Origin of the sequence: Mycolicibacterium monacense (assembly GCF_010731575.1) — a bacterium.
In the GTDB taxonomy this organism is placed as follows: domain Bacteria; phylum Actinomycetota; class Actinomycetes; order Mycobacteriales; family Mycobacteriaceae; genus Mycobacterium; species Mycobacterium monacense.
In genome coordinates this window covers 3,789,430-3,804,287 of sequence record NZ_AP022617.1, presented here as the reverse complement: position 1 = coordinate 3,804,287, position 14,858 = coordinate 3,789,430, and the positions used below count along the sequence as shown (strand labels likewise).

Genomic DNA, 14,858 nt, shown 5'->3' with positions numbered 1-14,858 from the left:
AATGACCGACCTGACGCTGGCCCTGGACATCGGCGGCACGAAGATCGCCGTCGGGCTCGTCGACGCCGACGGCACCGTCGTGCAGCGGGCCCAGCTGCCCACGCCGCACAGCGACGCCGAGGCGGTGTGGGCGGTGACCTCCCGGCTGATCGCCGAGGCGATGTCCGCCGGTGACGGTGCGGTGCGACGCGCGGGTATCGCCTCGGCCGGGCCGATCGACCTGCCGACCGGCACCGTGAGTCCGATCAATCTGACTGTGTGGCAAGGCTTTCCGATCGTCTCCCGGGTCGCGTCGCTGACCGGTCTGCCGGTGCGCCTCGGCGGTGACGGGCTGTGCATGGCGATGGGTGAGCGGTGGCGCGGCGCCGCGCGCGATGCGCAGTTCCTGCTGGGCATGGTGGTGTCGACCGGGGTCGGCGGCGGGCTGGTGCTCGACGGCGCCCCTTACGACGGGCGCACCGGCAACGCGGGCCACGTCGGGCACGTCGTCGTCGACCCGGGCGGTGCGCGGTGTTCGTGCGGTGGGCACGGCTGCGTGGAGACCGTCGCGGCCGGACCCCGGATGGCGCAGTGGGCGCGCTCGCAGGGATGGGCCGCCCCGCCCGAGGCCGACGCCAAGGAACTGGCCGACGCCGCGCTCGCCGGATCCGAGGTCGCGCTGCGGGCGTACGCGCGCGGTGCGCGGGCCGTGGCGGCGATGATCGCGTCCGTCGGCGCGGTGTGCGACCTCGATCTGGTGGTGATCGGCGGGGGAGTGGCGCGGTCGGGTGCGCTGCTGTTCGACCCGGTGCGGGCGGCGCTGGCCGAGTACGCCGGGCTGAGCTTCCTGCGGGGTCTGCGGGTGCTGCCCGCCGAACTGGGCGGTGAGGCCGGGCTGGTCGGCGCCGCGGCGCTGGCGATTGCCGGATGACCGGATCGGGTACGCGACCGTCATGACCGCTCCGTCCGAACCCCAGCCCGCCCAGACCCCCAACCCCGGTACGCCGAGCGAGACACCCGAACGTCTGACCCCCGCCGAGACCCCCGAGCGGCTCACCCCCGCCGAGGCCCCGGAGCGGCTGTCCCCCGAGTAGCCGGCCCTCGCTCCTACCCCGCGAGCAGACGCAAAAGTGCCCGAAATCGCCCGAGAATGGGGACATTTGCGTCTGCTCGGCGGGAGGGGTGAGTGCGTTTTGGCTGATCGCGGCCTCGTCCGCTATTCTTCTGTGGTTCCACCGAAGACCGTTGGTCACCGATGAGCGCTTGCGCGATAGCAAGAGTGATCGGTTGAAGGTCCGGATTCGATCCGGCGGCCCACGTAGGAGGACGAGGCAGTAGCTGTTCTGCGCCCCGACCTGTCTGCGTCGGGGCGTTCGTCGTTTTCCGGCCTTCCTTCGCTTCGGTGGTGCGTCCGATACCCACCACAAGGAGGCATGCATGGCCAAGGCTGACAAGGCCACGGCGGTTGCCGACATTGCCGAGCAGTTCAAGGAGGCGACGGCCACCGTCGTCACCGAGTACCGCGGGCTGACGGTGGCAAACCTCGCGCAGCTGCGTCGCTCGCTCGGGGAGTCCGCCACCTACACCGTCGCAAAGAACACGCTGGTCAAGCGCGCCGCTGCCGAAGCAGGCATCGACGGCCTCGACGAGCTGTTCACCGGCCCGACCGCGATCGCGTTCGTCCAGGGCGAGCCGGTCGACGCCGCCAAGGCGATCAAGGCTTTCGCCAAGGAGCACAAGGCGCTCGTCATCAAGGGCGGCTACATGGAGGGCCGTGCGCTCTCCATCGACGAGGTCAACCGGATCGCCGACCTCGAATCCCGCGAGGTTCTGCTGGCCAAGCTGGCCGGCGCGATGAAGGGCAACCTCGCCAAGGCCGCCGGGCTGTTCAACGCCCCGGCGTCGCAGGTCGCCCGCCTCGCCGCGGCGCTGCAGGAGAAGAAGGCCGCTGAGGAAGCTGCGTAGCAGAAGCCTCAACAAACCACCCCGATACAGACAGAAAAAATCTAGGAAGGACCAATCATGGCCAAGCTGTCCACTGACGAGTTGCTCGACGCGTTCAAGGAAATGACGCTGCTGGAGCTCTCGGAGTTCGTCAAGCAGTTCGAGGAGACCTTCGAGGTCACCGCCGCCGCTCCGGTCGCGGTCGCCGCTGCCGGCCCCGCCGGTGGCGCCCCCGCCGAGGCTGCCGAAGAGCAGTCGGAGTTCGACGTCATCCTCGAGAGCGCCGGTGAGAAGAAGATCGGCGTCATCAAGGTCGTCCGCGAGATCGTCTCGGGCCTGGGCCTCAAGGAGGCCAAGGATCTGGTCGACAGCGCTCCGAAGCCGATCCTGGAGAAAGCTCCCAAGGACGCTGCCGACGACGCCAAGGCCAAGCTCGAGGCCGCCGGCGCGACGGTCACCGTCAAGTAGTTCTCGACTACACGCGAACCGCCCGGGATCTTCGGATCCCGGGCGGTTTCGTCGTTCTAGTATTTCTGTCAGTCGGCGTCACGATCTTGTGGACACTCGTGTCGCCACAATCGACCGTGCGCTACAGTGACTCAAGCCACAGACCTGGGATTCGTGGCGAAAAGGCACTCTGGGAAGGATCGCGCGTGGGCATTGGCATTCAGGTTGAGGGGCTGACGAAGTCCTTCGGGCCCCAGCGAATCTGGGAAGACGTGACCATGGAGGTCCCGGCCGGTGAGGTCAGCGTGCTGCTGGGCCCGTCCGGTACCGGTAAGTCGGTGTTCCTGAAGTCGCTGATCGGTTTGCTGCGCCCGGAGCGCGGCAAGATCATCGTCGACGGCACAAACATCATCGAGTGCTCGGCCAAAGAGCTCTACGAGATCCGCACCCTGTTCGGCGTCATGTTCCAGGACGGTGCGTTGTTCGGCTCGATGAGCCTCTACGACAACACCGCGTTCCCGCTTCGTGAGCACACGAAGAAGAAGGAAAGCGATATCCGCAAGATCGTCATGGAGAAGCTCGAACTCGTCGGCCTCGGCGGCGACGAGAACAAGTTCCCCGGCGAGATCTCCGGCGGTATGCGCAAGCGCGCCGGCCTGGCCCGGTCGCTGGTGCTCGACCCGCAGATCATCCTCTGCGACGAGCCCGACTCCGGTCTGGACCCGGTCCGTACCGCGTACCTGTCGCAGCTGCTGATCGACATCAACGCGCAGATCGACTGCACGATCCTCATCGTCACGCACAACATCAACATCGCCCGTACGGTGCCCGACAACATGGGCATGCTGTTCCGCAAGCACCTGGTCATGTTCGGGCCGCGCGAGGTGCTGCTGACCTCCGACGAGCCGGTGGTGCGTCAGTTCCTCAACGGCCGTCGCCTCGGGCCGATCGGTATGTCCGAGGAGAAGGACGAGTCGACGATGGCCGAAGAGCAGGCCATGGTCGACGCCGGTCACCACGATGGTGGCGTCGAGGAGATCGAGGGTGTGCCGCCGCAGATCCAGGCGACCCCCGGTATGCCGGAGCGTCGCGCGGTCGGGCGCCGGCAGGCCCGCGTGCGGGAGATCCTGCACACCCTGCCGCCGAAGGCCCAGCAGGCGATCAAGGAAGACCTCGAGAACACCGGTGGCGGGTCGCAGGTCCAGGACTACCCGGACGAGTCGACGACGCGTCATCGGCACCACGAGGACGACGCTCCGACGGCGTCGATCCCCGTGGCGCGCGAGGGCTGACCTTCGCGAGCTTTCACCATCAGCCCCAGCAGAGTCTGCTGGGGTTGATGTGTTTCTGGGGGTTCGGGCTGCGCCGAACGTGAACCCACTGCGAAATTCCGGCCGATTCATCGCGGTGAGTGCACACTCGACGCGGAAGGTGCCGGCGATCCTGAGGTTTCCACAGACAAGATCACGTTATCTCTTGACGACGGGCGTTTGACGGGCCAATCTGTTGGGCAGCATGTATGCACGGATTGAGGACGCCAGCCAGCGCCTGATCGGTCGTGTCATGCGGCCGCTGTACGGAGGTTGAGGAATGCGCCGCGCTGCGCTATTGTTGGACGTTGCGCTGGCTGCATCCTGCCCACCTCACCTGCACCCGACACGCTAGTCCCGGCCTGAGCCTTCAAAACTCAGTGATCTAGACGCGTGCCGTGTTTCGGAGAGTCCGGACGGGCTGTTACGCCAGCCGAACCGACGCAGATACGCGGCGCAAGGTCCGGTTCCCCGGCCCCCTAGTCGCTTGAGGTGCTGGAAGGATGCATCTTGGCAGTCTCTAGCCAGAGCAAGTCAGCAAAAGCTATCACCAATAACTCCGTTCCCGGAGCACCAAATCGCATTTCCTTCGCCAAGCTCCGTGAGCCTCTCGAGGTTCCGGGGCTTCTCGACGTGCAGACGGAATCGTTCGACTGGCTGATCGGCGCCGACAGCTGGCGTCAGCGGGCCACCGCACGCGGTGACGTGAACCCGACCGGTGGCCTCGAAGAGGTGCTGACCGAGCTCTCGCCCATCGAGGACTTCTCCGGCTCGATGTCGCTGTCCTTCTCCGACCCGCGCTTCGACGAGGTCAAGGCACCCGTCGACGAGTGCAAAGACAAGGACATGACGTACGCGGCCCCGCTGTTCGTCACGGCGGAGTTCATCAACAACAACACCGGTGAGATCAAGAGCCAGACGGTCTTCATGGGTGACTTCCCGATGATGACCGAGAAGGGCACCTTCATCATCAACGGCACCGAGCGTGTCGTGGTGAGCCAGCTGGTCCGCTCGCCGGGTGTGTACTTCGACGAGTCGATCGACAAGTCCACCGAGAAGACGCTGCACAGCGTCAAGGTGATCCCCGGCCGCGGTGCGTGGCTGGAGTTCGACGTCGACAAGCGCGACACCGTCGGCGTCCGCATCGACCGCAAGCGTCGTCAGCCCGTGACCGTGCTGCTCAAGGCCCTCGGCTGGACCAACGAGCAGATCACCGAGCGGTTCGGCTTCAGCGAGATCATGATGAGCACGCTGGAGAAGGACAACACCGCAGGCACCGACGAGGCGCTGCTCGACATCTACCGGAAGCTGCGTCCGGGCGAGCCGCCGACCAAGGAGTCCGCGCAGACCCTGCTGGAGAACCTGTTCTTCAAGGAGAAGCGCTACGACCTGGCCCGCGTCGGCCGCTACAAGGTCAACAAGAAGCTCGGCCTCAACACCGACAAGCCGATCACCAGCTCGACGCTGACCGAAGAGGACGTCGTCGCCACGATCGAGTACCTGGTGCGCCTGCACGAAGGTCAGGCGACCATGACTGTTCCTGGAGGAGTCGAGGTCCCTGTCGAGGTCGATGACATCGACCACTTCGGCAACCGTCGTCTGCGCACCGTGGGCGAGCTGATCCAGAACCAGATCCGCGTCGGCCTCTCGCGTATGGAACGTGTCGTGCGTGAGCGCATGACCACCCAGGACGTCGAGGCGATCACGCCGCAGACCCTGATCAACATCCGTCCCGTCGTGGCGGCGATCAAGGAGTTCTTCGGCACCTCGCAGCTGTCGCAGTTCATGGACCAGAACAACCCGCTTTCCGGGCTTACTCATAAGAGGCGTCTCTCGGCGCTGGGCCCCGGTGGTCTGTCCCGTGAGCGCGCCGGCCTCGAGGTCCGCGACGTGCACTCCAGCCACTACGGCCGCATGTGCCCGATCGAGACCCCTGAGGGTCCGAACATCGGCCTGATCGGTTCGCTGTCGGTGTACGCCCGGGTCAACCCGTTCGGCTTCATCGAGACGCCGTACCGCAAGGTCGAAAACGGTGTGGTCACCGACCAGATCGACTACCTCACCGCCGACGAGGAGGACCGCCACGTCGTGGCGCAGGCCAACTCGCCGCTCGACGACGAGGGCCACTTCACCGAGGACCGCGTCCTGGTCCGCCGGAAGGGTGGCGAGGTCGAGTTCGTGTCGGCCACCGAGGTGGACTACATGGACGTCTCGCCGCGCCAGATGGTGTCGGTCGCGACGGCGATGATCCCGTTCCTCGAGCACGACGACGCCAACCGTGCCCTCATGGGTGCCAACATGCAGCGCCAGGCCGTTCCGCTGGTCCGCAGCGAGGCCCCGCTGGTCGGCACCGGTATGGAGCTGCGCGCCGCGATCGACGCCGGCGACGTCGTCGTCAGCGAGAAGGCGGGCGTGGTCGAAGAGGTCAGCGCCGACTACATCACCGTGATGGCCGACGACGGCACCCGGCACACCTACCGGATGCGCAAGTTCGCCCGCTCCAACCACGGCACCTGCGCCAACCAGCGTCCGATCGTGGACGCCGGCCAGCGTGTCGAGGCGGGGCAGGTCGTCGCCGACGGCCCCTGCACCCAGAACGGTGAGATGGCCCTGGGCAAGAACCTGCTCGTGGCGATCATGCCGTGGGAGGGCCACAACTACGAGGACGCGATCATCCTCTCCAACCGTCTGGTTGAGGAGGACGTGCTCACCTCGATTCACATCGAAGAGCACGAGATCGATGCCCGTGACACCAAGCTGGGCGCCGAGGAGATCACCCGGGACATCCCGAACGTCTCCGACGAGGTGCTGGCCGACCTCGACGAGCGCGGCATCGTCCGCATCGGCGCCGAGGTCCGTGACGGCGACATCCTGGTCGGCAAGGTCACCCCGAAGGGTGAGACCGAGCTGACCCCGGAGGAGCGGCTGCTCCGCGCGATCTTCGGTGAGAAGGCGCGCGAGGTCCGCGACACGTCGCTCAAGGTGCCCCACGGTGAGTCCGGCAAGGTCATCGGCATCCGCGTGTTCTCCCGCGAGGATGACGACGAGCTGCCCGCCGGCGTCAACGAGCTGGTCCGCGTGTACGTCGCGCAGAAGCGCAAGATCTCCGACGGTGACAAGCTGGCCGGACGCCACGGCAACAAGGGCGTCATCGGCAAGATCCTGCCCGTCGAGGACATGCCGTTCCTGCCCGACGGCACCCCGGTGGACATCATCCTGAACACCCACGGTGTGCCGCGTCGTATGAACATCGGCCAGATCCTGGAGACCCACCTCGGGTGGGTGGCCAAGGCCGGCTGGAACATCAACGTGGCCGGTGCCGACGGCGTCCCGGACTGGGCCGAGAAGCTCCCCGAGGAGCTCTACTCGGCACCGTCGGACAGCATCGTCGCCACCCCGGTGTTCGACGGTGCCCGCGAGAACGAGCTGTCGGGTCTGCTCGCCTCCACGTTGCCCAACCGTGACGGCGACGTCATGGTCAACGAGGACGGCAAGGCCGAGTTGTTCGACGGACGCAGTGGCGAACCGTTCCCGTACCCGGTGACGGTCGGCTACATGTACATCCTCAAGCTGCACCACCTGGTGGACGACAAGATCCACGCCCGCTCCACCGGTCCGTACTCGATGATCACCCAGCAGCCGCTCGGTGGTAAGGCGCAGTTCGGTGGTCAGCGGTTCGGCGAGATGGAGTGCTGGGCCATGCAGGCCTACGGCGCCGCCTACACGCTGCAGGAGCTGTTGACGATCAAGTCCGACGACACCGTCGGGCGCGTCAAGGTGTACGAGGCCATCGTCAAGGGCGAGAACATCCCCGAGCCGGGCATCCCGGAGTCGTTCAAGGTGCTTCTCAAGGAACTGCAGTCGCTGTGCCTCAACGTCGAGGTGTTGTCTTCTGACGGTGCCGCGATCGAGATGCGTGACGGTGACGACGAGGACTTGGAGCGTGCCGCTGCCAACCTCGGAATCAACCTGTCCCGCAACGAGTCCGCGTCCGTCGAGGACCTCGCCTAGTCCGCGGCTCCGCCGCGGCCGATATTGATGTTTTCTAATCCCGAAAGGGGAAAGGGAGTTACGTGCTAGACGTCAACTTCTTCGATGAGCTCCGGATCGGCCTCGCCACCGCCGACGACATTCGTCAGTGGTCCTACGGTGAGGTCAAGAAGCCGGAGACCATCAACTACCGCACGCTCAAGCCGGAGAAGGATGGCCTGTTCTGCGAGAAGATCTTCGGACCGACTCGCGACTGGGAGTGCTACTGCGGCAAGTACAAGCGCGTCCGCTTCAAGGGCATCATCTGTGAGCGCTGCGGCGTCGAGGTGACCCGCGCCAAGGTGCGTCGTGAGCGGATGGGCCACATCGAGCTGGCCGCACCCGTCACGCACATCTGGTACTTCAAGGGTGTGCCGTCGCGGTTGGGCTACCTGCTCGACCTGGCCCCGAAGGATCTCGAGAAGATCATCTACTTCGCGGCCTACGTCATCACCGACGTCAACGACGAGATGCGCCACAACGAGCTCTCGACCCTCGAGGCCGAGATGGTCGTCGAGAAGAAGGCCGTCGAGGATCAGCGCGACGCCGACCTGGAGGCCCGCGCCCAGAAGCTCGAGGCCGACCTGGCCGAGCTCGAGGCCGAAGGCGCCAAGAGCGACGTGCGCCGCAAGGTGCGCGACGGCGGCGAGCGGGAGATGCGTCAGCTCCGCGACCGGGCCCAGCGTGAGCTGGACCGGCTCGACGAGATCTGGACCACCTTCACCAAGCTGGCTCCCAAGCAGCTCATCGTCGACGAGGTGCTCTACCGCGAGCTCGTCGACCGTTACGGCGAGTACTTCACCGGTGCCATGGGCGCGGAGTCGATCAAGAAGCTCATCGAGAACTTCGACATCGAGGCCGAGGCCGAGAACCTGCGCGAGACCATCCGCAGCGGCAAGGGTCAGAAGAAGCTGCGCGCGCTCAAGCGACTGAAGGTCGTCGCGGCGTTCCAGACGAATCGCAACTCGCCCATGGGCATGGTGCTCGACGCCGTTCCGGTGATCCCGCCGGAGCTGCGCCCGATGGTTCAGCTCGACGGTGGCCGCTTCGCCACCTCCGACCTGAACGACCTGTACCGCCGCGTGATCAACCGCAACAACCGGTTGAAGCGACTGATCGACCTCGGCGCGCCCGAGATCATCGTCAACAACGAGAAGCGCATGCTCCAGGAGTCGGTGGACGCGCTGTTCGACAACGGCCGTCGCGGCCGGCCCGTCACCGGGCCCGGTAACCGTCCGCTCAAGTCGCTGTCCGATCTGCTCAAGGGCAAGCAGGGCCGGTTCCGTCAGAACCTGCTCGGTAAGCGCGTCGACTACTCGGGCCGTTCGGTCATCGTTGTGGGTCCCCAGCTGAAGCTGCACCAGTGCGGTCTGCCGAAGCTGATGGCGCTCGAGCTGTTCAAGCCGTTCGTGATGAAGCGTCTGGTCGACCTGAACCACGCGCAGAACATCAAGAGCGCCAAGCGCATGGTGGAACGTCAGCGTCCGCAGGTGTGGGACGTGCTCGAAGAGGTCATCGCCGAGCACCCGGTTCTGCTGAACCGCGCACCCACGCTGCACCGCCTCGGTATCCAGGCCTTCGAGCCGCAGCTGGTCGAGGGTAAGGCCATCCAGCTGCACCCGCTGGTCTGCGAGGCGTTCAACGCCGACTTCGACGGCGACCAGATGGCCGTGCACCTTCCGCTGAGTGCGGAGGCGCAGGCCGAGGCCCGCATCCTGATGCTGTCCTCGAACAACATCCTGTCGCCCGCGTCGGGTAAGCCGCTGGCCATGCCGCGTCTGGACATGGTCACCGGGCTGTACTTCCTGACCACGATGATCGAGGGCGACAAGGGCGAGTACCGTCCCGCCGCCACGGATCAGCCGGAGGAGGGCGTGTACAGCTCGCCCGCCGAGGCGATCATGGCGATGGACCGCGGTGCGCTGAGCGTGCGCGCGAAGATCAAGGTGCGGCTGACCCAGCTGCGGCCGCCGGCCGCCCTGGAGGCCGAGCTGTTCGAGAACGGGTGGAAGCCGGGCCTGGCCTGGACCGCCGAGACGACGCTCGGTCGCGTGATGTTCAACGAGCTGCTGCCGATCTCGTATCCGTTCATCAACGAGCAGATGCACAAGAAGGTGCAGGCCCGGATCATCAACGATCTGGCCGAGCGCTTCCCGATGATCGTCGTCGCACAGACCGTCGACAAGCTCAAGGACGCCGGTTTCCACTGGGCCACCCGTTCGGGTGTCACGGTCTCGATGGCCGACGTGCTCGTGCCGCCGCAGAAGCAGGAGATCCTCGACCGCTACGAGGCGGAAGCCGACGGGATCGAGCGCAAGTACCAGCGTGGCGCCCTGAACCACAAGGAGCGCAACGACTCGCTGGTCAAGATCTGGCAGGACGCCACCGAAGAGGTCGGTAAGGCCCTGGAGGAGCACTACCCGGCGGACAACCCGATCATCACGATCGTGAAGTCGGGCGCCACGGGTAACTTCACGCAGACCAGAACGCTGGCCGGCATGAAGGGTCTGGTGACCAACCCGAAGGGTGAGTTCATCCCGCGGCCGATCAAGTCCTCGTTCCGCGAGGGCCTGACGGTGCTGGAGTACTTCATCAACACCCACGGCGCCCGTAAGGGTCTGGCGGACACGGCACTTCGTACCGCCGACTCGGGTTACCTGACCCGTCGTCTGGTCGACGTTTCGCAGGACGTGATCGTCCGCGAGCACGACTGCGAGACCGAGCGTGGCATCAACGTCACGCTGGCCGAGCGTCAGCCCGACGGCAGCCTGATCCGCGATCCGCACGTCGAGACCTCGGCGTTCGCCCGCACCCTGGCCACCGACGCGGTCGACGCCGACGGCAACGTCGTCATCGAGCGTGGACACGACCTGGGCGACCCGGCCATCGACAAGCTGCTGGCGGCCGGCATCGACCACGTCAAGGTGCGTTCGGTGCTGACCTGTGCGTCGGCCACCGGCGTGTGCGCCATGTGCTACGGCCGTTCGATGGCGACCGGCAAGCTGGTCGACATCGGCGAGGCCGTCGGCATCGTGGCCGCGCAGTCCATCGGTGAGCCCGGCACGCAGCTGACCATGCGCACCTTCCACCAGGGCGGTGTGGGTGAGGACATCACCGGCGGTCTGCCCCGCGTGCAGGAGCTCTTCGAGGCCCGCGTGCCGCGGAACAAGGCGCCGATCGCCGACGTCTCCGGCCGTGTGCAGCTCGAGGAGGGTGAGCGCTTCTACAAGATCACCATCGTCCCGGACGACGGTGGCGAGGAAGTGGTCTACGACAAGCTCTCCAAGCGTCAGCGCCTGCGTGTGATCAAGCACGAGGACGGCTCCGAGGGCGTGCTCTCCGACGGCGACCACGTCGAGGTCGGCGACCAGCTCATGGAGGGTTCGGCCGATCCGCACGAGGTCCTGCGTGTGCAGGGTCCGCGTGAGGTGCAGATCCACCTGGTCCACGAGGTCCAGGAGGTCTACCGGGCCCAGGGCGTGTCGATCCACGACAAGCACATCGAGGTCATCGTCCGGCAGATGCTGCGTCGCGTCACGATCATCGATTCGGGTGCGACGGAGTTCCTGCCCGGCTCGCTGACCGAGCGTGCGGAGTTCGAGTCGGAGAACCGTCGCGTCGTCGCGGAAGGTGGCGAGCCCGCCGCCGGCCGTCCGGTGCTGATGGGTATCACGAAGGCATCGCTGGCCACCGATTCGTGGCTGTCGGCGGCGTCGTTCCAGGAGACCACTCGCGTGCTGACCGATGCGGCGATCAACTGCCGCAGCGACAAGCTGCAGGGTCTGAAGGAGAACGTGATCATCGGCAAGCTGATCCCGGCCGGTACCGGTATCAACCGCTACCGCAACATCCAGGTGCAGCCGACCGAAGAGGCCCGCGCTGCGGCGTACACGATCCCGTCCTACGAGGATCAGTACTACAGCCCGGACTTCGGCCAGGCGACCGGCGCTGCGGTGCCGCTGGACGATTACGGGTACAGCGACTACCGCTAGTCACCTCTCTGCGCGAGCAGACACAAATGTCCCCGCACGCTCGGCGTGTCGGGGACATTTGCGTCTGCTGGGCGGGTTATCCACAGGCGGTCGGGGCGGTTGCTATGCCGTGGGGCGGGTCCTTGCCAGCATCGGGCGCATGCTCATCGACGACGTGTTCGCGTCACACGGGGGAGTCGCCACCGCCCGGCAACTGAGTGCGGTCATGTCCCGCAAGACGCTGGCGGGGCACCTACGGGCGGGCGTGATCGTCCGGGTCTGGCACGGCGTCTACTCGCTCGGGCCGCCCGACACCGCGAGGAGGTTGGCGGCGCTGGACGTGTTGGTGGGCCGGCCGGTCGTCGCATGCCTTCACACCGCGGCCGACCTGCACGGTTTCCGGACCGAGGGTCCAGGGCCGGTGCACATCCTCGATCCGGGAGTGCGGATGCGTCCGACGGTTGGCCTGATGGTTCATCAACGGGTGGGAGCGCCGTTGCGACGGGTCGCCGGTCGACTGGTGACGGCGCCGGCGTGGACGGCGGTCGAGATCGCTCGGACGCTCAATCGACCGCGCGCGCTCGCGACGTTGGACGCCGCACTCCACGTCGGAGCGTGTGCACCTGCCGACCTCGTGCGCGCGGTCGACGAGCAGAAGGGCCGTCGCGGCATCGTCAAGGTGCGTGAGCTGGTGGCGTATGTGGACGGTCGCTCCGAATCGCCGATGGAAAGCGAGACTCGGCTGGTCTTCATCGACGGGGGGCTGCCGCGGCCGGAAGTGCAGTTCGAAATCGTCGACCGCTGCGGTCAGCTGTGGCGGGCGGACTTCGCGTGGCCGGCGGCGAAGGTTGTCGCCGAGTACGAAAGCATGGAGTGGCATGCGAATGCCGTCGCGCTGCGACACGACCGGATGAAGACCGCACGGCTGCAGGAATGCGGATGGACCGTGATCCCGATCGTGGTGGACGACGTGCGTCACCATCCGCTGGATCTGGTCGCGGGCATCGCCACGCACCTCGAACGCGCGGACATGGCCGGATGAACTCCTTCTCACCGGCGAGCAGACGCAAATGTCCCGGATTTCGCGGCATTTCGGGGACATTTGCGTCTGCTCGCGCTGGTTGGGGGTGTGTCGGCGGGCGCGCCTAGACTCGGCTGCGTGCTCATCGGTTCACATGTCCGCAACGACGATCCCCTGGCCGCTGCCGAGGCCGACGGCGCCGACGTGGTGCAGTTCTTCCTCGGCGACCCGCAGAGCTGGAAGAAACCCAAACCGCGCGAGGACGCCGAGGTGCTGAAGGCGTCGAGCATCCCGCTCTACGTGCATGCGCCGTACCTGATCAACGTCGCGTCGGCGAACAACCGGGTGCGAATCCCGTCGCGCAAGATCCTGCAGGACACCTGCGATGCGGCCGCCGAGGTGGGCGCCACCGCGGTGATCGTGCACGGCGGCCACGCCGACGACAAGGACATGGAGGCCGGGTTCGAGCGGTGGGTCAAGGCGCTCGACCGGCTCGAGACCACGGTGCCCGTCTACCTGGAGAACACCGCCGGCGGCGAGCACGCGATGGCGCGCTACTTCGACACCATCGGCCGGCTGTGGGACCACATCGGCGACTACGGCATCGGGTTCTGCCTCGACACCTGCCACGCGTGGGCGGCCGGCGAGGCGCTGGTCGACGCCGTCTCGCGGATCAAGCGGATCACCGGCCGCATCGACCTCGTCCACTGCAACGACTCGCGTGATGCCGCGGGTTCGGGGGCCGACCGGCACGCCAACTTCGGCAACGGCCAGATCGACCCGCAACTGCTGGTCGCGGTGGTGCAGGCCGCCGACGCTCCGGTCATCTGCGAGACCTCCGACGACGGGCGGAAGGACGACATCGCGTTCCTGCGCGAGAACGTCTGAGGGTCACACTTCGATCGCAAACAGGCGTCGAACGGCGGGTGGCGAAGCGGTTAACTAGGCTGAGTCGGGCCAGAACCGACTCCGAAAGGCCGATGTGTGTCCGCGGTTGACCAGTCGTCGATTGCGCTGACGCCACCTGACATCTCGTCGAGGCGGCGTTGGCTGACCGTCGTGAGATGGACGGCGATCGTCGTGTGGGCCGTCGTCGTGGTGTACCGCACGGCCACCGACGGCTTCGCCTTCAACCGGGAACTGGTGCTGCTCTACATCGCCACCGGGCTGTTGGCCGCCAGCATCGGACGCGGTCGCCGGATGCTCTTCGTGCTCCGCGACTGGCTGCCGTTCGCGCTGGTCCTGCTGGCCTACGACCTCAGCCGCGGGGCGGCCACGCTGGTCGGCCGGCCCACGCTGTGGCACTGGCAGGCCGACGCCGACCGCTGGCTGTTCTTCGGGACGATGCCGACGGTGTGGCTGCAGGAGCGGCTCAAACAGCCGACGCCGCCGTGGTGGGAGATCGGCATCAGCACCGTCTACATGTCGTTCTTCATCCTGCCGTACGTGATCGCCGGCGTGCTGTGGCTGCGCAACCGCGAGGAGTGGAAGGCGTTCGTGCGGTTGTTCGTCGGCCTCAACGTCGCCGCGCTGATGGTCTACGCACTCTTCCCCGCCGCCCCGCCGTGGGCGGCGGCCCGCTGTACGGCGGCCGACGTGGAGGGCGGTCCGTCCGACCCGCGCTGCATGTTCCGCTCCGCGCGCGGTGTGCCCGACGGCGGTGTGCTCGGCTCGATGCAGTTCAGCCAGGACGGCGCGAATCAGTGGGTGGAGCGGATCGTCGGGCGCGGGTGGGGCAAGTTGAACCTGCACTCGGCGACGGCGCTGCTCGACGCCGGGCAGGCGAGCGTGAACCTGGTGGCGGCGATCCCGTCGTTGCACGCCGGGATGACGGCGGCGATCGCGGCGTTCCTGTGGCACCGGGTGCACCGCGGGTGGCGTCCGGTGCTGGTCGCTTACGTGCTGGTGATGGCGTTCACGCTGGTGTACACCGCCGAGCACTACGTCATCGACATCCTGCTGGGGTGGGCGTTCGCCGCAGTCGCGGTCGTCGCGCTGAACCGCTACGACGCCTGGCGGCGGTCTCGGGAATCAGCCCGCCGTGAGGTGGACGCCGGCACGTACCCGACAGCCGAGACCCAGGCGGCTCCCAGTGAGCCCAGCATGAGCGTTGACCGGGACGCGGCGACGAACCGTTCGTCGGCCACAATCTGACGA

10 protein-coding genes are annotated in these 14,858 nt (G+C 66.7%); all 10 read left to right on the top strand.

Features of this window, described 5'->3' with window-relative positions:
* Position 1: 1 nt before the first annotated feature.
* Positions 2–910, top strand: coding sequence for an ROK family protein (locus G6N49_RS18290; RefSeq protein ID WP_011854798.1), 909 nt, complete (start codon positions 2–4; stop codon positions 908–910).
* A gap of 22 nt (positions 911–932) precedes the next feature.
* Complete coding sequence (locus tag G6N49_RS29210) at positions 933–1,073, top strand: hypothetical protein (protein ID WP_165608087.1); 141 nt, start codon at positions 933–935, stop codon at positions 1,071–1,073.
* A gap of 343 nt (positions 1,074–1,416) precedes the next feature.
* Complete coding sequence (gene rplJ / locus G6N49_RS18285; protein ID WP_011854799.1) at positions 1,417–1,944, top strand: 50S ribosomal protein L10; 528 nt, start codon at positions 1,417–1,419, stop codon at positions 1,942–1,944.
* A 57-nt stretch (positions 1,945–2,001) separates the two neighbouring features.
* On the top strand, positions 2,002–2,391 hold the full coding sequence (gene rplL / locus G6N49_RS18280) for a 50S ribosomal protein L7/L12 (protein WP_011558385.1): 390 nt from the start codon (positions 2,002–2,004) through the stop codon (positions 2,389–2,391).
* A gap of 185 nt (positions 2,392–2,576) precedes the next feature.
* Positions 2,577–3,662 carry an ABC transporter ATP-binding protein gene (locus tag G6N49_RS18275; protein WP_011854800.1) on the top strand — a complete coding sequence of 362 codons (1,086 nt, stop codon included), beginning with the start codon at positions 2,577–2,579 and terminating at the stop codon, positions 3,660–3,662.
* A 510-nt stretch (positions 3,663–4,172) separates the two neighbouring features.
* Positions 4,173–7,691 carry a DNA-directed RNA polymerase subunit beta gene (gene rpoB, locus G6N49_RS18270; RefSeq protein WP_011854801.1) on the top strand — a complete coding sequence of 1,173 codons (3,519 nt, stop codon included), beginning with the start codon at positions 4,173–4,175 and terminating at the stop codon, positions 7,689–7,691.
* A 62-nt stretch (positions 7,692–7,753) separates the two neighbouring features.
* Entirely contained in the window at positions 7,754–11,701 is a 3,948-nt protein-coding gene (locus G6N49_RS18265; RefSeq protein WP_011558388.1) for a DNA-directed RNA polymerase subunit beta', read from the top strand.
* 139 nt (positions 11,702–11,840) lie between these two features.
* Positions 11,841–12,722 (top strand): type IV toxin-antitoxin system AbiEi family antitoxin, encoded by an 882-nt coding sequence (locus G6N49_RS18260; RefSeq protein WP_197913486.1) that lies wholly within the window; start codon positions 11,841–11,843, stop codon positions 12,720–12,722.
* A 117-nt stretch (positions 12,723–12,839) separates the two neighbouring features.
* Positions 12,840–13,589, top strand: coding sequence for a deoxyribonuclease IV (locus G6N49_RS18255; RefSeq protein ID WP_041309485.1), 750 nt, complete (start codon positions 12,840–12,842; stop codon positions 13,587–13,589).
* A gap of 96 nt (positions 13,590–13,685) precedes the next feature.
* Complete coding sequence (locus G6N49_RS18250) at positions 13,686–14,855, top strand: phosphatase PAP2 family protein (protein ID WP_011854802.1); 1,170 nt, start codon at positions 13,686–13,688, stop codon at positions 14,853–14,855.
* Positions 14,856–14,858: the final 3 nt, after the last annotated feature.